We start from the raw sequence: 19,332 nt of genomic DNA, 5'->3' as shown, positions 1-19,332 counted from the left end.
TACCGCCAAACGGACCGGGTTGCCCAAGAAATGAGCAAATATCATGGATGAGGGGGCGGGCCATGCCTGCGTGGCACGGTGCCCGCCCCCCACGAGGGATCAGCGGCGCGCGCCGTACATCATGTGGCGCGCCAGCGCGTCCTTGAGCGGCGCCACGCAGGCCAGCGCTGCCAGCGACGCCCCGCGCGCATGGGCCGCCAGCGGCCCGCCGATGCCGAAGACACGCGGCAGCAGGTCGGTCACGCCGATGGTCATCGCCCGGTCCACGCGGTGGCGGCCGGCGAAGGCCTGCAACGCCTGCGGCGTGCAGCCGGCGCGCAGCGAGTCGGCCAGTGCGAAGGCATCGCGCAGGCCAAGGTTCAACCCTTGTCCGGCCACCGGATGCAGCGTCTGGGCGGCGTTGCCGACCGCCGCGATGCGGCCATCGACGGTCACCGGCGCCGCATTCAGCCCCAGCGGGAACGCGTGACGCTTGCCCACCAGCGTGAAGCGGCCCATGCGCGAGCCGAACGCCTCGCCCAGTTCCGCGGCGAATTCGGCATCGGAAAGCGCGAGCCGCCGCATGGCCGTATCGGGCGGGCAGCACCAGACCATCGCATAGCCGGCAGTGCCGTGTTCGTCATGCGGCAGCAGCGCGAGCGGCCCTTCCTCGGTGAAGCGCTCCCAAGCCCAGCCTCGCCGCGGTTGCGTACACGTCACATGGCCGATGATGGCCGTCTGCTGGTAGTCGCGCCGCCGGGAGGTTTCGGCGCTGCGCGCCAGCCGCTGCGTGCGCTGGTGGAACAGTCCGCCTTCGGCCTGCACGGCGAGGCGCGCCGTGACCGCCATGGGCAGGCCGACCTGATCGGCATGCGAGGTGCCGGTCAGCCGCACCAGCGCGGCATCTTCCTGCCGATCCGCCTTGGTGTCCTGCGCGATGTCGTCGATGCGCGTCTCGAACTGGCGCGCCAGGCGGCCCGGCGCGGCGTCCGCGGCACGGGTCAGCGCGCGTTCCAGCGTCTGGCACAGGTCGCCATAGCGCACGACATAGCCGAGCGCCGGCACGCCGTAGTCGTCGTGATGCAGTTTCACGTGGCCAAAGCGCCCGCGCTGCGACACGTGAATGTGCTCGATAGGTTGCACCGGCATCGGCCACGCGCCAATCTGCTCGAGCAGCTGGCGGCTGCCGTGCGACAGCGCAATCGCCCGGGGGTCCCGCGCGGCGCGGGCCGGCGTGGCCGCATCGATCAGCACGATCCGCCACGGCGTGGTGCGCAGCAACTGCGCCGCCAGCGCCAGGCCGACGGGCCCGCCGCCCACGATGGCGATGTCGAACGGCTCAGGGCTGGGCGCCGGACTGTGGCTGGGACTGGGAGTGGTGCTGAGGGTCACGGGGCTTGTCATCAGGAGCTTCCTCGCCGGATTGGGCCGTATCGGCCGCATTCGCCGCATTCGCCGCGGCACGCTTCCACAGCACGGCATCCGTGCGCGACTTGCCGGCGGCGGCATCGCGCAGCGCGTTGTCGAGCTTCTGCTGGTGGAAGCCGGGCAGGGCCTGGAGGTGCGCCACCAGCGCATCGCCGTTGGCGGCGTCCAGCGGGGCCACGCAGCCCTGCTTGCTCTCGGCGTCGCCGGCCAGGATCAGCCAGGCGGCGCCGGTCCACGGCGCGCGGTCGGAAACGCGCACGATCACGCGTTCCAGCGCGTCCCAGGCGAGTTCCTCGCGCTGGCCGTCAGGACGATGCACGACCAGGCGGTCGTCATACAGGTTGATCACGAACGGCTCGCCCGGCACCACTTGCCGCGCTGCTGCGGGCTTGCTGGAATGCGTGTGTTGCGTGCCGCCACCGCTGAACAGCTTGCGGAGCAGGGTCTTCATCGTGCGATGTCTCCCAGGTTATCGCGCATCAGCGCTTCGATGTCATCGGCCTTGACCGGCACGCCGCGCGTGAGCAGGTCGCAGTCGCCGGCGGTGACGACCGCGTCGTCCTCGATCCGGATGCCGATATGCCAGTAGCGCTCCGGCACGTCTTCAGCCGGGCGCACGTAAATACCAGGTTCGATGGTCAGCACCATGCCGGGTTCCAGCGGCCGCCACGGCCGCTCGCCCTCATGGCCGGCGGGCAGCGGGCCCGGCGCGCGGTACTCGCCCACGTCGTGCACGTCCATGCCCAGCCAGTGGCCGGTGCGGTGCATATAGAAGCGGCGATAGCTGCCGCTGGCCAGCACGTCGTCGAGCGTGCCTTCCTTGTTGCGGTCGAGCAGGCCGGTGTCGAGCATGCCCTGCGCCAGCACCTTCACGGCGGCGTCGTGGGGCACGTTGTACGGCACGCCGGCGCGCGTCTCGGCGATGGCGGCGTCCTGCGCGGCCACCACCAGGTCGTACAGCTCGCGCTGGGCGGGCGAGAAGCGGCCCGAGACCGGGAAGGTGCGGGTGATGTCCGAGGCATAGCCGTCGAGTTCGCAGCCGGCGTCGATCAGGCACAGGTCGCCATCGCGCAATTCGGCCGGGCCGGCGCGGTAGTGCAGCACGCAGGCGTTCGGGCCGGTGGCCACGATCGAGTTGTAGGCCACGCTCTGCGCGCCATGGCGGCGGAATTCGTAGAGCAGTTCGGCTTCGAGGTGATATTCGCGCAACCCGGCCCGCGAGGCGCGCATGGCCCGCACGTGCGCCTGCGCCGAGATCTCGCCCGCGCGGCGCATGATCGCCACCTCGCCGGCGTCCTTGAACAGCCGCATTTCGTCGAGGATAGTGCGCACGTCGAGCGCGGCGGACGGTGCGGCCACGCCGGCGCGGCCCTGCATGCGCACGGCGTCGAGCCAGCCGCGCACCTTCAGGTCCGTCTCGGCCGAGGCGGCCAGCGGGTAGGCCACCTGGGCGCGATTGGCCAGCAGCGGCGGGAGCAGGGCGTCGATTTCCTCCACCGAGTGCGCCTCGTCCAGGCCGAACGCGGCGCGCGCGCCTTCCGGGCCATGGCGGAAGCCGTCCCAGATCTCGCGCTCCTCGTGCTTGGGGCGGCAGAACAGGATGCTGCGGTCCGCGCCGGGGCCTTCCCCGGGCGCGCCGGCCACCAGCACCAGCACCGCCTCGGGCTCGGTGAAGCCGGTCAGGTAATAGAAATAGCTGTCGTGACGATAGGGATAGTCGCTGTCACGGTTGCGCATGGCCTCGGGCGCGGTGGGCACGATGGCCACGCCGCCGCCGCCGGCGCGCAGATGTTGCAGCACGCGGGCGCGGCGGTCGCGGCAGGCGCCAAGCAGGGCGGAGTCGGGTGCGGACATGGAGTGGGTGGCGAGGTGGCGAGGTGGGGAATGATGCCGATTCTAAACCCGTCGGCGTGCGGGTGGCCCCGCTGGGAGCCTGGCTGGTGGCGCGGGCGCCTCAGGCGCCGCCGGTGCCGGTGGCGGGCACGCCCAGTTCGGCGCGCAACTCGGTATCCAGCGCGGCCAGCTGCGCCGGCGTGCCGACGTTCTCCCAACGGCCGTCGAAACGTTCGCCGGTGGCATCGCCGCTGGCAATCGCTGCGCGGTAATAGGGCGTCATCGCCACTTTCTGACCCGGCGCGATCTCGCGGAACAGGCGCGTGTCGTACAGGCCGATATTGCCGAAGGTCAGCGGCACGGCATCCCCCGCATCATCGGGCAGCCGCAGCAGGCCGTCGGCGCCCAGCGCGAAGTCCCCGCGCGGGTGGAAGGGCGGATTGGGCACCATCACCAGGTGCATCATCGGTCGCTCCGCACCGGCCATGGCGCGGGCGCGCGGCAGCAGCGCGGCGTAGTCGAAGTCGCAGAAGATGTCGCCCGACACGGCCAGGAAGATCTCGCCGGCGTCAGGGTTTGGCGTCAGCAGCGGCAGGGCCTTGGCGATGCCGCCAGCCGTCTCCAGCGCGCTGCCTTCCGCCGACCAGTGCAGGCGCACGCCGAAGCGCGAGCCGTCGCCGAGCGCCGCTTCCAGCTGCTCGCCGAGCCAGGCATGGTTGATGACGATGTCGGTCAGGCCGGCGCGCGCCAGCGCCTCGATCTTCCAGACGATCAGCGGCTTGCCGCCCACGCGCAGCAGCGGCTTGGGGCAGGTATCGGTCAGCGGACGCATGCGGTCGCCGCGTCCCGCCGCGAAGATCATCGCTTTCAGGGTGTTCACAACCAATACTCCAGGGCGATCAGCGTGGCCATGCCGCCGGCAATCGTCCAGCCCACGCTGCGCGTGTAGGCGGCGATGACGATGGCCACCAGCCCGGCCACGAGCCGGGTGTTATAGGGGCTCAGGTAGAGCGCGCCGTCGTGCATCAGCAGGTCCGGGGCGATCAGCGCCGAGAGCATCGCCGCCGGCACGAACTGGAGCGCGGTGCGGAACCAGGACGGCAGCCGCACGCGGCCTTCCACGGCGATGAACGACAGCCGGATCAGGTAGGTGGCCAGCCCGGCGCCCAGGAACACCCACAGCAAGGTCATCGGATTCATGCCGCCGGCTCCTTGCGCGGGCTGCGGCGCGGCGTGGGGTGCCCGCGCCCGAGCAGCAGCATGCCCGCCGCGATGCCGCCCAGCGCGGCCACCATCAGGCCCAGCTTGTGCGGCAGGCCGAAGCAGGCCACCGCCAGCGCCGTGGCCACCAGCGCGGCCGCCACGTGGGCGCGGTGCTTGAGGTTCGGCACGATGATGGCGATGAAGGTCAGCGGCAGGAAGAAATCGAGCGGCCAGTCCTGCGGCACCTGCGCGCCGACCAGCACGCCGGCCAGCGTGGAGAGCTGCCAGCTCGACCACAGCGAGAAGCCGGCGCCGAAGTAGAACCAGTGGCGGTAGCGCGCCCGCTCGCCGGTATCGCCCAGGCGGCGCGTCATGGCGGCGAAGGCCTCGTCGGTCAGCAGGTAGGCCACCAGCGCCTTCCAGCGGCGCGGCAGCGGTGCCAGCGACGGGGCGATCGTGGCCGAATAGAGCGCGTGGCGCAGGTTGACCATCGCCACGGTGAAGGCGATCACCAGCGCCGGCGTGCCGGCCGCCCAGAGTTGGGTCAGGATCATCTGGGAGGCGCCGCCGAACACGATGGCGCTCATCGCGCAGGCCAGCCAGGCGGGCATGCCGGCATTGACCGCCAGTACGCCATAGATCAGGCCGAACGGCACCACGCCGAGCAGCATCGGCGCCAGCGCGCGCACGCCGGCCCACCATTCCCCGCCACGGGTGACCGGCGCGGGGCTGGGCGATGCAGGATCAGCGGGGGCGGCGCTCAAAACGTGAACCCGGCGGGGTGCTCGGTGCCTTCCAGGGCATCGAGCAGCCGCACCAGCTTGCGCAGCTCGGTGTAGCGGCCGGCCACGTTGCGCGTGTACTTGAGTACCAGCGGCAGGTTGGCGAGGTAGCCGTCCTTGCCATCCCGGTGGTACAGGCGGGCGAAGATGCCGAGCACCTTCAGGTGGCGCTGCAGGCCCATCCACTCGAAATCACGGTAGAAGGCGCCGAAATCGGCGTTCAGCGGCAGCCCGGCCTTGCGCGCGCGCTCCCAGTAGCGGATCAGCCAGTCGAGCTGCTGCTCTTCGTCCCACTCTATATAGGCGTCGCGCCAGAGCGAGACCGCGTCATAGGTGGCCGGGCCGATCACGGCGTCCTGGAAGTCCAGGATGCCGGGGTTGGCGCCATCGGGCAGGACCATCAGGTTGCGCGAGTGATAGTCGCGGTGCACGTAGACCTGCGGCTGGGCCAGGTTGTTGGCCAGCACCGCGTCGAAGACTTCGCGCAGGTCGGCCTGCTGGGCGTCGTTCAGCGTGGCGCCCAGGTGGCGGCCCACGTACCACTCGGGGAACAGGTCCAGCTCGCGCTGGAGCAGGGCGCGGTCGTAGGCGGGCAGCGTGCCGGGGCGGGTGGCCAGCTGGATCCTGACCAGTGCGGCGGCGGCGTCGTCATAGAGGCCGCGCGCGGACGAGGCGTCCAGCTTCGACAGGTAGGTCTGGCTGCCGAGGTCGGCCAGCAGCAGGAAACCCTGCGCCAGGTCCTGGGCCAGCACGGTGGGCACGGTCACGCCGGCCTCGCCGAACAGCCCGGCCACGTGGATGAACGGCCGGCAGTCCTCGTGCGCGGGCGGGGCGTCCATGACGATGGCCGTCGGATGGGCGGCATGGCCGGTGCGCACGCGGAAGTAGCGGCGGAAGCTGGCGTCGGCGGATGCCGGGGCGCAGGAGTCGGGGTCGATCGACCACGTGGCGCCGAGCCCGGCGACCCAACTCTTGAGCTGGGCGATACGCGGGTCGGAGGTTGGGTCGTGAATAAGTGCTGCCATGCCGGATTGGGTGGATACGATGCCCCGTATAATACCCGACCAGACCCGGGCGCCGGGTGGCCCCCGGGAGGGGCCTTTGTTGCCCCGCAGCCTGCTCCGGCAAGGGTTGGCGGGAAGTACGGAACCGTTCGCGGGACCGTTCCGCAGCCCGGCGCCGAGCCGACCGATAACCGTCCGCATGACCGAACAACAACGATCACCGCATCATCCGGCCACCCGACCGCCCGCGCTGCGCGGCCTGCCGCGGCGCATGCGTGCCGCTTTGCCGGCCAGCACCCTGCGTCCGCTCGTGCTGGCCATGGCGGGCCTGTCGGTGAGCGTGCACGCGCAATATGGCGCGGGCTCGGCCATCCCGAACATCGACATCGCCGAGCCGGCGGTCACCCAGACCCCCGAAGCCCCGCCGCCCGCGCCGGAAGCCGGCGTGCTGGTGCCGCGCCTGGACGAGGCGCCGCCGAAGGCGGCCACGGCCAGCAGCATGAACATCGCGCCGAGCTCGACCCCGTCGAACCCCAACGCCCCGGCCTATGTCTCGGGCGACAGCCTGACCGGCTTCAGCGAAAAGGGCGTGGCGCTCGAGGGTAATGCCGAGCTGCGCCGCGACGGCGCCGTGGTCAAGGGCGACAAGGTGACCTATGACCAGGACACCGACGAGGCCCATGCCACGGGCAACGTGCGCCTGTCCAAGAGCGGCACGCTGGCCGTGGGCCCCGAGGCCAAGCTGCGCGTGGAGGCCAACGAGGGCTACATGCTCTCGCCCGACTACTATTTCCACCAGACCGGCGGCGCGGGCAGCGCGGAGCGCATCGACTTCATCGACCCCGACCGCAGCACGATGAAGAAGGCGTCGTACACGACCTGTTCGCCCGACAACGCCGACTGGTACTTCAGCGCGAACCGCATCGACATCGACAGCGACCGCCAGGTGGGTACCGCCTACGGCGGCGTGCTGCGCTTCTTCAACGTGCCGATCGCCGGCGCGCCGGCGTTCTCGTTCCCGCTGAACGACGAGCGCCGCAGCGGGGTGCTGGCGCCGCTGATGGGGTACAGCTCCAAGTCGGGTCTCGACCTGACGGTGCCGTACTACTTCAACCTGGCGCCGAACCGCGACCTGACGCTCTATCCGCGCCTGCTGACCTCGCGGGGCGTGCAACTGGGCGGCGACTACCGCTACCTCGGCGATGGCTACTCGGGCCGCCTGCGGGCCGAATTCCTGCCGGACGACAGGAAGGCCGAGCGTGACCGCTGGGCGTATTCGTTCCAGCACACCCAGCGGATCATTCCGGGCATGACGGCGTATGCCAGCGTCAGCAAGGTGTCCGACGACCAGTACCCGGACGACCTGACGCGCTCGGTCTCCCAGTCCACGCTGCGCCAGTACACGCAGGAAGGCGGCGTGATCTACAACTGGCAGGACTTCACGTTCATGGCACGGGTGCAGAAGTTCCAGACGCTGCGCCCGAGCGAGCCGTCGTACGAGCGCGAGCCGCAGTTGAACGCCCGCTACACGCGTTATGACTTCGGCGGCTTCGATATCTCGGTGGAAGCCGACTACACCCGCTTCCGGATCCCGCTGACGTCCACCGGCTTCCAGCAGCCCGAGGGCAACCGCGCGTTCATCCAGCCGGTGATCAGCTACCCGATCATCCGCCCGGGCTGGTTCGTGACGCCGAAGGTGATTTTCAACGCCGCGCAGTACAACATGGACACCGGCACCAACACCACCGGCGCGCAGAACTCGTTCGGCCGCGCCATTCCCACGGTGAGCCTGGACTCGGGCATGGTGTTCGACCGCGCGGCGCCTGGTGTGAGCAAACTGTTCGGCGTGAACTACACCCAGACGCTGGAACCGCGCCTGTTCTACGTCTACACGCCGTTCCGCGACCAGAGCCAGTTCCCGCTGTTCGATACTGTCCAGACAGACTTTGGCTACGGGCAGATCTTCAGCGAGAACGCGTTTACCGGTAATGACCGGATCGCCGACAACAACAAGCTCACGGCGGGCGTGACCACGCGCCTGATCGAGTCCGATACCGGCATCGAGCGCTTCCGCGGCACGCTGGCGCAGCGCGTGGACTTCACCGGCCAGCGCGTGCAGCTGACCGGTACATCCACAGATACCAAGCCGAGCTATTCTGACTTGCTCGCAGCTACCACGATCCAGCTGTTCCGCGGCTACTATCTCGATGCGGGCATCCAGTACAGCCCCGAGGACAACCGCGTGAACTACTCGAACGTGGCGTTCGCGTGGCGGCCGGAGTCGCGCAAGCTGGTCAACGTGGGCTACCGCTATCGCCGGCCGACCTCGGTGACCGATAACTCGGCCATCGACCAGTTCGAGCTGTCGAGCCAGTGGCCGATCACGCGCCGCACCTACGGTATTGGCCGGGTGGCGTTCGACCAGACCGCCAACCAGCTGGTCGATGCGCTGGCCGGCATCGAATACGCCGCCGACTGCTGGGTGGGACGCGTGGTATACCAGCGTTTCCGCAACACCACGCAGGGCTATACCGGCCGGTTCTTCCTGCAGGTGGAATTCCGCGGGTTGTCCAAGATCGGTTCCAACCCGCTGGACATGCTGCGTCTGAACGTGCCGGGCTACGAGCCTGTTACCGCACGTCCGGTGCCCACGTCCCAGTACGATCACTATGAATGACGGACCAAGATGAAACGTCGAGCTTCCAACGCGCTGTCCCGATCCAACCCCCTGTGGCACGTGGCGATGGCTGCCGTGCTTGCCGCGCTGGCCGCGCCAGCCGTGGCGCAGCTCAAGGCCCCGTCGGCGCCCTCGGGCAAGCCGTCACTTTCCGGTAGCGGCAGCGGCAGCGGCCGCACCTCGGGCATCTTCCTGCAGCAGCCCGCCCAGACCGCCGTGCCGCCGAGCGAGCCGCAGATGGGCGTGCCGCAGCCGGGCCAGAAGCGCTCGCAGCTTGTCGATGAAGTGGTGGCGGTGGTCAACAACAGCGTGATCACGCGGCGCGAGCTGCTGGACCGCGCCGACGAGATCGAGAGCCAGCTGCGCGCCGCGCAGCGTGAGGTGCCGCCGCGCGCCGACCTGCTCGGCGAAGTGCTCGAGCGCCTGGTGATGGAGCGCGTGCAGACGCAGGCCGCGCAAGACGCCGGCATCCGCGTGACCGACCAGGAAGTCGACCGCGCCATCGAGTCCGTGGCGCAGCAGAACCGCCTGACCGCCACCGAACTGCGCAGCCGCGTGGAAGCCAGCGGCATGAGCTGGACCAAGTATCGTGACGAACTCCGCAAGCAGGTGCAGGTGATTCGCCTGCGCGAGCGCGAGGTCGACTCCAAGGTGCAGGTCTACGACGGCGAGATCGACAACTACCTCGCCGCGCGCAAGGGCGGCGCCGCGCCGGCCGGGCCGACCGAGTACAACGTCGCCCAGATCCTGATCCGCGTGCCCGAAAACGCGTCCGACGCCCAGAAGGCCGAGCTGAAGACCAAGGCCGAGGGCCTGCTGAAGCAGGCGCAGGGCGGGGCGGACTTCGCCGCGCTGGCCAAGGCCAACTCGGAAGCGCCTGAGGCGGCGCAGGGCGGCGCGCTCGGTTTCCGCGAGATCGGCCGCCTGCCGGCGCTGTTCGCCAACGCCGTGGTGGACCTCCAGCCCGGCGCACTGGTGCCCGAGGTGGTGGAGTCGGCCAACGGCTTCCATGTGATCCGGCTGATGGCCAAGCGCGCCGCGCCGGCCGCCGACCAGCCGCAGGCCAGCGAGCGCATCACGCAGACCCAGGTGCGCCACATCCTCGTGCGCACCGGTCCGAACATGCCCGAGGCCGAGGCACGCCGCCAGATGACGACGCTGCGCGACCGCATCACGCACGGCGGCGACTTTGCCGACTTCGCGCGCCGCTTCTCGCAGGACGGCTCGGCCCAGCAGGGCGGCGACCTGGGCTGGGTCTCGTCGGGCGAACTGGTGCCCGAGTTCGAGCAGGCCATGAACCGGCTGCGTCCGGGCGAAATCTCCGACCCGGTGGTCACCCAGTTCGGCGTGCACCTGATCCAGGTGATGAATCGCCGCGAGACCGAGGTGTCGGCGGAGAAGCAGCGCGACTTCGCCCGTTCGGAAGTCCGGGAGCAGAAGCTGCGCGCCGCCTATGATGACTGGGTGCGCCAGCTCCGCAGCGCGGCGTACGTGGAATACCGCATCAACCGCCAGCGCTGATCCGCCGGCGCCCCCGACCCCACCCCATCCATGCCCGACCCGCTCGCGCTAGCCATTACCACCGGAGAACCTGCCGGCATCGGCCCCGACATCACGATCGGGGCGCTGCTGCAGCTTGCCGGCAGCAATGGCAACCGCAACGGGCACTACCGCTTCCATGTGCTGGGCGATGCCCGTCTGCTGGCCAGCCGGGCCGCGGCGCTGGGCGTCGGCCACGCCTGGACGCGCCAGATCGGCGAAGGCGGGGTGGTGGTGGAGGATGTGCCGCTCGGCGTGCAGAGTGAGCCGGGCAAGCTCGACGCCCGCAACGGCCGCTACGTGCTGGCGCTGCTGGACGCCGCCATCGACGGCCTGCAGGCCGGCAAATACGCGGCGATGATCACCGCGCCGGTGCAAAAGAGCACGATCAACGACGCGGGCGTGCCGTTCACCGGCCACACCGAATACCTGGCCGAGCGCGCCGCCGTGCCGCGTGTGGTGATGATGCTGGCCGGCCCGCAGCCGGCCCACGACAACGCCATGCTGCGCGTGGCGCTGGCCACCACGCACCTGCCGCTGCGCGCGGTGCCCGACGCACTCGACATCCCGATGCTGGTGGAGACGCTGACTATCATCGATACCGACCTGCGTCGCCATTTCGGCATCGCCCGGCCGCGCATCCTGGTGACCGGCCTGAACCCGCACGCCGGCGAGAGCGGCCACATGGGGCGCGAGGAGATCGACGTGATCGGCCCCGCCCTGTCCCTGGCCTGCGATGCCGGCATCGACGCCCGCGGCCCCTATCCAGCCGACACGCTGTTCCAGCCGCGCCACCTGCGCGACGCGGACTGCGTGCTGGCGATGTACCATGACCAGGGACTGGCGCCGCTCAAGTACGGCACCTTCGGGCACGGCGTGAACATCACGCTGGGCCTGCCCTTTATCCGCACCTCGGTGGACCACGGCACCGCGCTCGACCTGGCCGGCAGCGGCCGCGCCGAGCACGGCAGCATGATCGAGGCCATCCGCAGTGCCATTACCATGGCTGGCCACGCCAACGGGCGCCATCACGACGGCAATGCCGGCGTGTGGCCCGCTACCCGCTGACCGCCAGCCGCAGACACCATGCGTTCAAACGTGCACCAGGGCCATGTGGCCCGCAAACGATTCGGACAGAACTTCCTGGTCGATGACGGCATCATCCACGGCATCGTCGGCGCGATCGATCCGCAACCGAATGACATCGTGGTCGAGATCGGCCCGGGCCTCGGCGCGCTGACCGACCCGCTGCTCGAGCGCCTGCCGCAGATGCAGGTGGTGGAGCTGGACCGCGACCTCGTGGACCGCCTGCGCCGCCGCTACAACGACCGGCTGGTCGTGCATGCCGGCGACGCGCTGGCGTTCGACTTCGGCAAGCTGCACGAGACCGGCCGCCCGCTGCGCATCGTCGGCAACCTGCCGTACAACATTTCCAGCCCGCTGCTGTTCCACCTGATGGACTTCGCGGACCAGGTGCGCGACCAGCACTTCATGCTCCAGAAGGAAGTCGTGGAGCGCATGGTGGCGGACCCGGGCAGCAAGGCCTTCGGGCGGCTGTCGATCATGCTCCAGGTGCGCTATCACATGGAACATGTGCTCGATGTGCCACCTGGCTCGTTCAATCCGCCGCCCAAGGTCGATTCTGCCGTGGTGCGCATGATCCCGTGGCCGCGCGGCGAGGATGGCCGGCTGCGCTCACCGTACCCCGCCTGCGACGCAGGCGTGCTGGGCGACGTGGTGACCGCCGCGTTCTCCCAGCGCCGCAAGGTGCTGCGCAACACGCTGTCCTTCCTGCGCGATCAGGTCGACTTCGACAAGCTCGGCTTCGACCTTACCCGCCGCGCCGAGGAAGTGCCCGTGGCCGAGTATGTCGAGCTGGCGCGCACCGTCGGCGACAGCGCCGCGCCCCGCCCCGCGCGCGGCGTGGCCTGAATCCCGCATAGTTTTCCGTTTTCCGAATTTTTTCGAATATTTCGAAGTTCCAGCGACGCTTATGACCGCCAACACGCCAACCGCGAAAACCGACCCGCGTCCCGTCATCCTGACCGGTGACCGCCCCACCGGCCCGCTGCACCTGGGCCACTTCGTCGGCTCGCTCAAGAGCCGCGTCGCCCTGCAGGACTCGCACAAGCAGTACGTGCTGCTGGCGGACACGCAGGCCATGACCGACAACGCCCACGATCCGGAAAAGGTGCGCCGCAACGTGCTGGAGGTGGCGCTGGACTACCTGGCCGTCGGCATCGACCCGGCCAAGACCACGATCACCGTGCAGTCGCACCTGCCCGCGCTGGCCGAACTGACGCTGATGTATCTCAATTTCGTCACGGTGGCGCGCCTCGAGCGCAATCCGACGATCAAGGAAGAGATCCAGGCGCGCGGGTTTGGCCGTGACATCCCGGCGGGCTTCCTGTGCTATCCCGCCTCGCAGGCGGCGGACATCACCGGCTTCAAGGCCGTGCTGGTGCCGGTGGGCGAGGACCAGGCGCCGCTGATCGAGCAGACCAACGAGATCGTGCGCCGGATTAACCATCAGGTGGGTCGCGACGTGCTGCCCGAAGCCGCCGCGCTGATCCCCAAGCATGGCCGCCTGCCGGGTGTCGATGGCAAGGCCAAGATGAGCAAGTCGTTGGGCAACGCGATTCCGCTGGGCGCCTCGCCCGAGCAGATCAAGGAAGCGGTGCACCGCATGTACACCGACCCGAACCACCTGAAGGTGTCCGATCCGGGCCAGGTGGAGGGCAATGTCGTGTTCACCTACCTCGATGCGTTCGATCCGAACGTGGAGGAAGTGACCGAGCTGAAGGACCACTACCGCCGTGGCGGCCTTGGCGACATGGTGCTCAAGCGCCGTGTGGAAGGCATCCTGCAGGAGATGCTGCGCCCGATCCGCGAGCGCCGTGAGGAACTGGCGAAGGACCCGGGCTATGTGTTCGAGATCCTGCGCAAGGGCACGGCCGAAGCGCGCGAACTGACCCAGCAGACGCTGGAAGAGGTACGCGACGCGCTCGGAATGTTCTCGTTCCCACGCTAAGTCGTTCGATGACAGGCGCCGCGAGCTTGATCGCGGTGCCTGTGCCTCAGCCCTTCCGGTTCACCAGCACGATCCCCAGCAGCACCAGCACCGCCGCCGCGCCGAAGCGCAGGCCGACGGCGTCGTGCATCAGCAGCACCCCGAAGGCTACGCCGAACAGCGGTGTCAGGAACGAAAACACCGACAGCCGCGACGCCAGGTACTGCCTGAGCAGCCAGAACCAGATCAGGTAGCTCGCAAACGCGATCAGCACCGACTGGTAGAACAGGCTCGCCACCACCATCCCGTTGACTTCCACCCGCCCGGCCTGACCCGCCGCTAGCGCCATCGCCAGCAGCAGCACCGCCGAGACCGCCAGCTGGTACAGCAGCGTCTTGCTGGCCGGGGCGCTTGAGAGCGAGCTGGCGCGCACGACGATGGTCGTGGCCGCCCAGAGCGCGCCGGCGACCACGCCCAGCGCGTCGCCGAGCAGCGTGCTGGCATGCGCCGAGGTGGCCGCGATGCCATCGACAAAGGCCAGCGCCATGCCGCAGAACGCCAGCACCACGCCCAGCCACTGGCCGCGCCGCAGGTGCTCGCCGGGCACGAAGAGGTGCAGGCCCAGCGCCGTGAAGATCGGCGCGGTGTAGAGGAACACGGCCATGCGCGAGGCCGTGGTGTGGCCCAGCCCGACGAAGATGCAGAAGAACTCGGCGCCGAACAGCAGCCCGGCCACCAGCCCGGGGCGCAGCGTGCCGTCGCGCTGCCACAGCGGCGTGCCGCGCCAGGAGGCGAAGGCGAACACCAGCAGCGCCGCAATCGCCGAGCGCACGCCGGCCTGGAGCACGGCGCCCATCAGCGGCGCCGTCACCTTGATCACCACCTGTTGCAGGCCCCAGGCGGCGCACAGCAACACCATCAGGCCGATGGCCGTGCCGTCCAGCGGGCGCCGCGTCAGGGCTTGCGTGTTCATCGGGCTGGCTTACGGGCGCGACGCGTCACGCGTCGAATGCCGCTCGATCAGCTCGATCTTGTAGCCGTCCGGATCCTCGACGAAGGCGATCACCGTGGTGCCGCCCTTGACCGGACCGGCCTCGCGCGTGACCTTGCCGCCCGCCGCGCGGATGCGCTCGCAGGCCGCCGCCGCGTCCGGGGTTTCCAGCGCGATGTGGCCGTAGGCGGTGCCCAGGTCGTACTGGTCCACGCCGTAGTTGTAGGTCAGCTCGAGCACGGCCGTCTCGCTCTCGGGGCCGTAGCCGACGAACGCCAGGCGGTACTTGTACTCGGGGTTGTCGCTCTCGCGCAGCAGCTGCATGCCGAGCACGCGCGTGTAGAAGTCGATGGAGCGCTGGTAGTCGCCAACGCGGAGCATGGTGTGGAGGAGTCGCATGGGGAGCCCTTTTCTGGAATTCGTAGGATGGCGAGGCCGTATTTTAGTCCGGATGGCGGGGCCTCGCCGGCGGCTCCCCGCCTCGCCGGGCGTCAGAACGTCGGCAGCAGCTCGGGCGGATGCGCGCGCAGCTGGGCGCGGGCATCGCGGAACTCGGGAAAGATCGATTCCACGGTTTCCCAGAAGCGCGGGCCGTGGTTCATTTCCTTGAGGTGCGCCAGTTCGTGCGCGGCCACGTAGTCGATCATCGACAGCGGGAAATGCATGAGCCGCCAGTTCAGGCGGATCTTGCCGTCGGCGGTGCAGCTACCCCAGCGCGTGGCGGCCGAGGTCAGCGCGAAGCCGGTGTGGCGCACGCCGAGCTTGTCGGCGTAGATCTCGAGCCGCTCCACCAGCAGGCGGCGCGCCTGGTGCTGGAGCCAGCCCTGCACGCGGTCCTTGATCTGCTGCTCGTCGGCGTGCGTCGGCAGCGCCAGGTGCAGCACGCGCGTGTCGGCGTCGAACAGCAGCGCGCCGGCCGGCGAATCGAGCTGGAGCGTGATCGGCTTGCCCAGGAACGGCAGGCTCGCGCCCTCGCGCCATTGCACCGTCGGCAGTATGCGGCGAGCCTCGCGGTGGCGCCACTCGCCCAGCTTGTTGAAGATCCAGCGCTGCTTTTCCAGGATGGCCGACTCGATATCGGTCAGCGTAACCCAGCGTGGCGCCGTGATCGACAGCCCGCGGTCATCCACCGTGAAGCCGATGGTGCGCCGCGACGAGCGCTTGAGCGCGTAGTGGAGCATGCGCTCGCCCACGTGCAGCGTGCGGCCGTTGGGCAGGGCGGGTGGCCAGGTGTCGGCCGGGGGCGTGTCCAGCGAGGGCGCCAGCAGCGCGGCATCCGCGGCGGAGGCACCGCTGGGCGCAGCCTCCGCGAGCGGCAGTTCGAGCTGCGCGCCGGGGTTGTCGGGAGTGGGACGCAGCAGCTTCATGCGGCGGCTTCGCTGGCGTTGCGGCGATAGCTTTCGGGATCGATCCGGCGCATCTCGGCCTCGATCCACGCTTCCACTTCCTGGTTCAGCACGTCGGCGGTCTTGTTGGCCGACGAAATCGGCATGCCGATCGAGATCGTGATCAGGCCGGGGTATTTCAGGAAGGAGTTGCGCGGCCAGACGCGTCCGGAGTTGACCGCCATCGGGATCACCCAGGCGCCGGTTTCCACGGCCAGCCGGGCGCCGCCGCTCTTGTAGCGCGGGTTCTCCTGGCCGGCGCGCGTGCGCGTGCCTTCGGGGAACATGATGATCCAGGCGCCCTCGGCGAGCCGGTCGCGGCCCTGGCGCGCGGCCGAGGCGAACGCGCGCGTGCCTTCCTTGCGGTTGATATGGACCATCTTGAGCATGCCCAGCGCCCAGCCGAAGAACGGCACGAACAGCAGCTCGCGCTTGAACACGAAGCACAGCGGCTTGGGCATCAGCGCCACGTAGGCCACGGTTTCCCAGGCGGACTGGTGCTTGGAGAGCAGCACTACGGGCTTGTCGAGCATCGCGTCCATGCGCTCGCCGTTTTCGATGCGGTAGCGCATGCCGCAGATCAGGCGGCCAGCCCAGATCACGAGCAGGGGCCAGCCGCGCACGAAGCGGAAGCGCCGGTCGGCGTTCATGAACGGGAAGGCGATGAAGCAGGCGCACGCGTAGGGCGGCGTGAGCACGATCAGGTACAGCGCGAACAGCAGGGAACGGATAAAGGTCATCAGTGTGGCCGGAATTCAGGGGGCGCTGGGCGCGGGTGACGAAGACGCCTTGTGGGCGGCATCGCCGGCAATCAGCCAGCGGGCGAACGCGGCCAGGTCGTCGTGGATGCGCGTGCCGGCGGGCAGGGTGCCCTTGTCACGCGTCTTCACGCCCTTGCCGGTCAGGACCAGATGGGGGATGCAGCCAACCGCCACGCCGGCTTCGAGGTCGCGCAGGGAGTCGCCCACCACGGGCACGCCGCGCAGCTCCAGGCCGAAGCGCTCGCCGATCTGCTCGAACAGGCCCGACTTGGGCTTGCGGCAGTCGCAGTTGTCGGCGGCCGTGTGCGGGCAGAAGAACACCGCCTCCACGCGCCCGCCGAGGTTGGCCAGCCCCTTGTACATCTTCTCGTGCATCGCATTCAGCGCGCTCATCTCGAACAGGCCGCGCCCGATGCCGGACTGGTTGCTCGCGATCACCACGCGGTAGCCGGCCTGGTTCAGCGTGGCGATGGCCTCGAGGCTGCCGGCGATCGGCACCCATTCATCGGGCGTCTTGATGAAGTGGTCGCTGTCGAGGTTGACCACGCCGTCGCGGTCGAGGATCACAAAGCGGGGCTGGGACTGTGGCATCGCAGGGCTCCGGTCAGGCGGCCAGCTTGGAGATGTCCGCCACGCGGTTGGCCAGCGTGTGCAGCGTGGCCAGCAGCGCAAGCCGGTTCGCGCGCAGGCGCGCGTCCTCGGCCATCACCATCACGTCGTTGAAGAAGCGGTCCACGGCGTCGCGGAGCTGGGCCAGGTCGCGCAGGGCGCCGGTGAAGTCGCCGCCGGCGAAGGCCGCTTCCACACCCGGACGCACGCGTTCGATGGCGGCGTGCAGCGCGCCCTCGGCGTCTTCCTGGAACAGCGCCGTGTCGACCGTGCCGATGGCTTCGTCGGTCTTGCGCAGGATGTTCGTGATGCGCTTGTTGGCGGCGGCCAGTGCCTCGGCCTCGGGCAGCGCGGCGAAGGTGCGCACGGCCTCCATGCGGCCCAGCACGTCATGCAGTTGCTGCGGGCGCAGGCTCACCACGGCTTCCACCTCGTTGGTGGTGTAGCCCTTGTCCTTGAGGTAGCCGCGCACGCGGTCGAACAGGAAATCGGTGATGGCCTCGCGCGACGGCTTGACGGCGACGATCCCCGCGAACGCCTGCTCGGTCAGCGCCAGCAGGGTGTCCAGCGGCACCGCCAGCGGGCGCTCGATCAGCATGCGCAGGATGCCCAGCGCGTGGCGGCGCAGCGCGAACGGATCCTTCTCGCCGGTGGGCTGGAGGCCGATACCCCAGATGCCGACCAGTGTCTCGAGCTTGTCGGCCAGCGCCACGGCGGTGCTGACGGCCCCCTCGGGCAGCGCGTCGCCGGCAAAGCGCGGGCGATAGTGTTCCGAGCACGCCAGCGCCACCTCGTCGGCTTCGCCGTCATGGCGCGCGTAGTAGGTGCCCATCGTGCCCTGGAGTTCGGGGAACTCGCCGACCATGTCGGTCAGCAGGTCGGCCTTGGCCAGTTCGGCGCCGCGCATGGCGGCGGCCTTGTCGACGGTCACGCCGTGGGCATTCATCGCGTCGGCGATGTGGCCGGCAATCTGCTGCAGGCGCTGCACGCGGTCCAGCTGGCTGCCGATCTTGTTGTGATAGACCACGTTGCCGAGCTGCGGCACGCGCGAGGCCAGCGTCTTCTTGCGATCCTGGTCGAAGAAGAACTTGGCGTCGGCCAGGCGCGGGCGCACCACGCGCTCGTTGCCGGTGACGATGGACTCGGGCGTCTCGGTGGCCAGGTTCGACACGATCAGGAAGCGGTTGCGCAGGTGGCCGGCGGTGTCGGTCAGCGCGAAATACTTCTGGTTGGTCTGCATGGTCAGGATCAGGCATTCCTGCGGCACGGCCAGGAAGACTTCCTCGAAGTGGCAGGGATAGACCACCGGCCACTCGACCAGCGAGTTCACTTCGTCCAGCAGCGCGTCCGGCATGACCACCTGGTCGGCGCCGGCTTCCTTGAGCAGGGCGGTGCGGATGCGCTCACGGCGGTCGGCATAGCTCGCCACCACGCGGCCCTTGTTCTCCAGCAGCGTGGCGTATTCCGCCGCGTGCGGGATCTCGAGGGTGCCTTCGGACAGGAAGCGATGGCCCAGCGTGACATTGCTGGCCGGCAGGCCGAGCACGGACACCGGCACGATCTCGGCGCCGAACAGCGCAATCAGGCTGTGCGCGGGGCGTACGAAGTGCACCGTGGTGCCGTCCGGGCGCTGGTAGCTCATCAGCTTCGGAATCGGCAGCTTGCCGATTGCCTCGTCCAGCGCGGCCTGGAGGCCGTCGGCCAGCGTGGCCCCCTTGGCGGTGTAGCGATGGAACAGCGCCTCGGCCTTGCCGTCGGAGGAGCGCTCCAGCGTCTGCCAGTCGATCTCGGCCACGCCGACGGACTTGGCCAGCGCGGCCAGTTTCTTGCCGAGCGGGGCGGTGGGGGCGCCGTTGGCGTCCAGCGCCACGGAGACGGGCAGGACCTTCTCGCGCTGCTCGCGGTCAGGGGCGCTGCGGCGCACGCCGGTCACCAGTGCGGCCAGGCGGCGCGGCGTGGCGAACGGGGTCACGCTGGCACCGGCCTCGAGCAGGTCGCGCGCGCGCAGGCCGTCAGTCAGGCCTTGCGCGAAGGCATCGCCCAGGCGGGCGAGCGCCTTGGGCGGCAGCTCTTCGGTGAACAGTTCGATCAGCAGCGAATCGGTCATGGGTTGCGACATGAATCGTATCCA

Annotated in this window: 18 protein-coding genes; 5 read left to right on the top strand and 13 right to left on the bottom strand. The window is 69.5% G+C overall.

All coding sequences use genetic code 11. The features are described from left to right. Positions 1–99: 99 nt before the first annotated feature. The 7 genes from AC1DP9_RS15665 to AC1DP9_RS15635 all read right to left on the bottom strand — a co-directional run bounded on the left by AC1DP9_RS15665 (position 100) and on the right by AC1DP9_RS15635 (position 6,250). Positions 100–1,383, bottom strand: coding sequence for a UbiH/UbiF/VisC/COQ6 family ubiquinone biosynthesis hydroxylase (locus AC1DP9_RS15665; protein ID WP_477107850.1), 1,284 nt, complete (start codon positions 1,381–1,383; stop codon positions 100–102). Beyond that, positions 1,319–1,858: a hypothetical protein gene (locus tag AC1DP9_RS15660; RefSeq protein WP_255370716.1), complete on the bottom strand. Its 540-nt coding sequence runs from the start codon at positions 1,856–1,858 to the stop codon at positions 1,319–1,321. Before AC1DP9_RS15660 ends, AC1DP9_RS15665 begins: the two co-directional genes overlap by 65 nt. Then, positions 1,855–3,261, bottom strand: a complete 1,407-nt coding sequence (locus tag AC1DP9_RS15655; RefSeq protein ID WP_092291923.1) for an aminopeptidase P N-terminal domain-containing protein — start codon at positions 3,259–3,261, stop codon at positions 1,855–1,857. Before AC1DP9_RS15655 ends, AC1DP9_RS15660 begins: the two co-directional genes overlap by 4 nt. Before the next feature lie 100 nt (positions 3,262–3,361). Further along, complete coding sequence (gene murU / locus AC1DP9_RS15650; protein WP_477107887.1) at positions 3,362–4,111, bottom strand: N-acetylmuramate alpha-1-phosphate uridylyltransferase MurU; 750 nt, start codon at positions 4,109–4,111, stop codon at positions 3,362–3,364. A 5-nt stretch (positions 4,112–4,116) separates the two neighbouring features. Then, positions 4,117–4,440 carry an AzlD domain-containing protein gene (locus tag AC1DP9_RS15645; RefSeq protein WP_092291925.1) on the bottom strand — a complete coding sequence of 108 codons (324 nt, stop codon included), beginning with the start codon at positions 4,438–4,440 and terminating at the stop codon, positions 4,117–4,119. Next, positions 4,437–5,114 (bottom strand): AzlC family ABC transporter permease, encoded by a 678-nt coding sequence (locus tag AC1DP9_RS15640; protein ID WP_244844811.1) that lies wholly within the window; start codon positions 5,112–5,114, stop codon positions 4,437–4,439. The genes AC1DP9_RS15645 and AC1DP9_RS15640 overlap by 4 nt, the downstream gene beginning before the upstream one ends. Positions 5,115–5,203: 89 nt before the next feature. After that, positions 5,204–6,250, bottom strand: coding sequence for an aminoglycoside phosphotransferase family protein (locus AC1DP9_RS15635; protein WP_477107849.1), 1,047 nt, complete (start codon positions 6,248–6,250; stop codon positions 5,204–5,206). 178 nt (positions 6,251–6,428) lie between these two features. On the opposite strand from AC1DP9_RS15635, the gene AC1DP9_RS15630 reads away from it, so the two are divergent. The 5 genes from AC1DP9_RS15630 to trpS all read left to right on the top strand — a co-directional run bounded on the left by AC1DP9_RS15630 (position 6,429) and on the right by trpS (position 13,476). After that, positions 6,429–8,906 carry an LPS-assembly protein LptD gene (locus tag AC1DP9_RS15630; RefSeq protein WP_477107848.1) on the top strand — a complete coding sequence of 826 codons (2,478 nt, stop codon included), beginning with the start codon at positions 6,429–6,431 and terminating at the stop codon, positions 8,904–8,906. Between the two features lie 9 nt (positions 8,907–8,915). Then, on the top strand, positions 8,916–10,427 hold the full coding sequence (locus tag AC1DP9_RS15625; protein ID WP_092291933.1) for a peptidylprolyl isomerase: 1,512 nt from the start codon (positions 8,916–8,918) through the stop codon (positions 10,425–10,427). A 30-nt stretch (positions 10,428–10,457) separates the two neighbouring features. After that, positions 10,458–11,513, top strand: a complete 1,056-nt coding sequence (pdxA, locus tag AC1DP9_RS15620; RefSeq protein WP_092291935.1) for a 4-hydroxythreonine-4-phosphate dehydrogenase PdxA — start codon at positions 10,458–10,460, stop codon at positions 11,511–11,513. 18 nt (positions 11,514–11,531) lie between these two features. Beyond that, entirely contained in the window at positions 11,532–12,377 is an 846-nt protein-coding gene (gene rsmA, locus AC1DP9_RS15615; RefSeq protein WP_092291937.1) for a 16S rRNA (adenine(1518)-N(6)/adenine(1519)-N(6))-dimethyltransferase RsmA, read from the top strand. 61 nt (positions 12,378–12,438) lie between these two features. Continuing rightward, complete coding sequence (gene trpS / locus AC1DP9_RS15610; protein ID WP_477107847.1) at positions 12,439–13,476, top strand: tryptophan--tRNA ligase; 1,038 nt, start codon at positions 12,439–12,441, stop codon at positions 13,474–13,476. A gap of 46 nt (positions 13,477–13,522) precedes the next feature. Here trpS and AC1DP9_RS15605 read toward each other — a convergent pair whose 3' ends face one another. From AC1DP9_RS15605 to glyS, 6 genes are all read right to left on the bottom strand, one after another. Further along, positions 13,523–14,428 carry a DMT family transporter gene (locus AC1DP9_RS15605; RefSeq protein ID WP_092291941.1) on the bottom strand — a complete coding sequence of 302 codons (906 nt, stop codon included), beginning with the start codon at positions 14,426–14,428 and terminating at the stop codon, positions 13,523–13,525. Positions 14,429–14,437: 9 nt separating this feature from the next. Further along, on the bottom strand, positions 14,438–14,845 hold the full coding sequence (gene gloA / locus AC1DP9_RS15600) for a lactoylglutathione lyase (RefSeq protein WP_092291943.1): 408 nt from the start codon (positions 14,843–14,845) through the stop codon (positions 14,438–14,440). Between the two features lie 92 nt (positions 14,846–14,937). Then, complete coding sequence (locus AC1DP9_RS15595; RefSeq protein ID WP_477107846.1) at positions 14,938–15,813, bottom strand: M48 family metallopeptidase; 876 nt, start codon at positions 15,811–15,813, stop codon at positions 14,938–14,940. After that, positions 15,810–16,571 (bottom strand): lysophospholipid acyltransferase family protein, encoded by a 762-nt coding sequence (locus tag AC1DP9_RS15590; protein ID WP_454756818.1) that lies wholly within the window; start codon positions 16,569–16,571, stop codon positions 15,810–15,812. Before AC1DP9_RS15590 ends, AC1DP9_RS15595 begins: the two co-directional genes overlap by 4 nt. A 15-nt stretch (positions 16,572–16,586) precedes the next feature. After that, a complete protein-coding gene (gene gmhB, locus AC1DP9_RS15585) occupies positions 16,587–17,183 on the bottom strand; it encodes a D-glycero-beta-D-manno-heptose 1,7-bisphosphate 7-phosphatase (protein ID WP_092291949.1) in 597 nt (198 codons plus the stop codon). 13 nt (positions 17,184–17,196) lie between these two features. Next, entirely contained in the window at positions 17,197–19,320 is a 2,124-nt protein-coding gene (glyS, locus tag AC1DP9_RS15580; RefSeq protein ID WP_477107845.1) for a glycine--tRNA ligase subunit beta, read from the bottom strand. Positions 19,321–19,332: the final 12 nt, after the last annotated feature.

This window comes from Cupriavidus sp. 01L43 (assembly GCF_056399925.1).
Note: the sequence above shows the minus strand (reverse complement) of the source record. Positions and strands in the feature narration are given on the sequence as shown.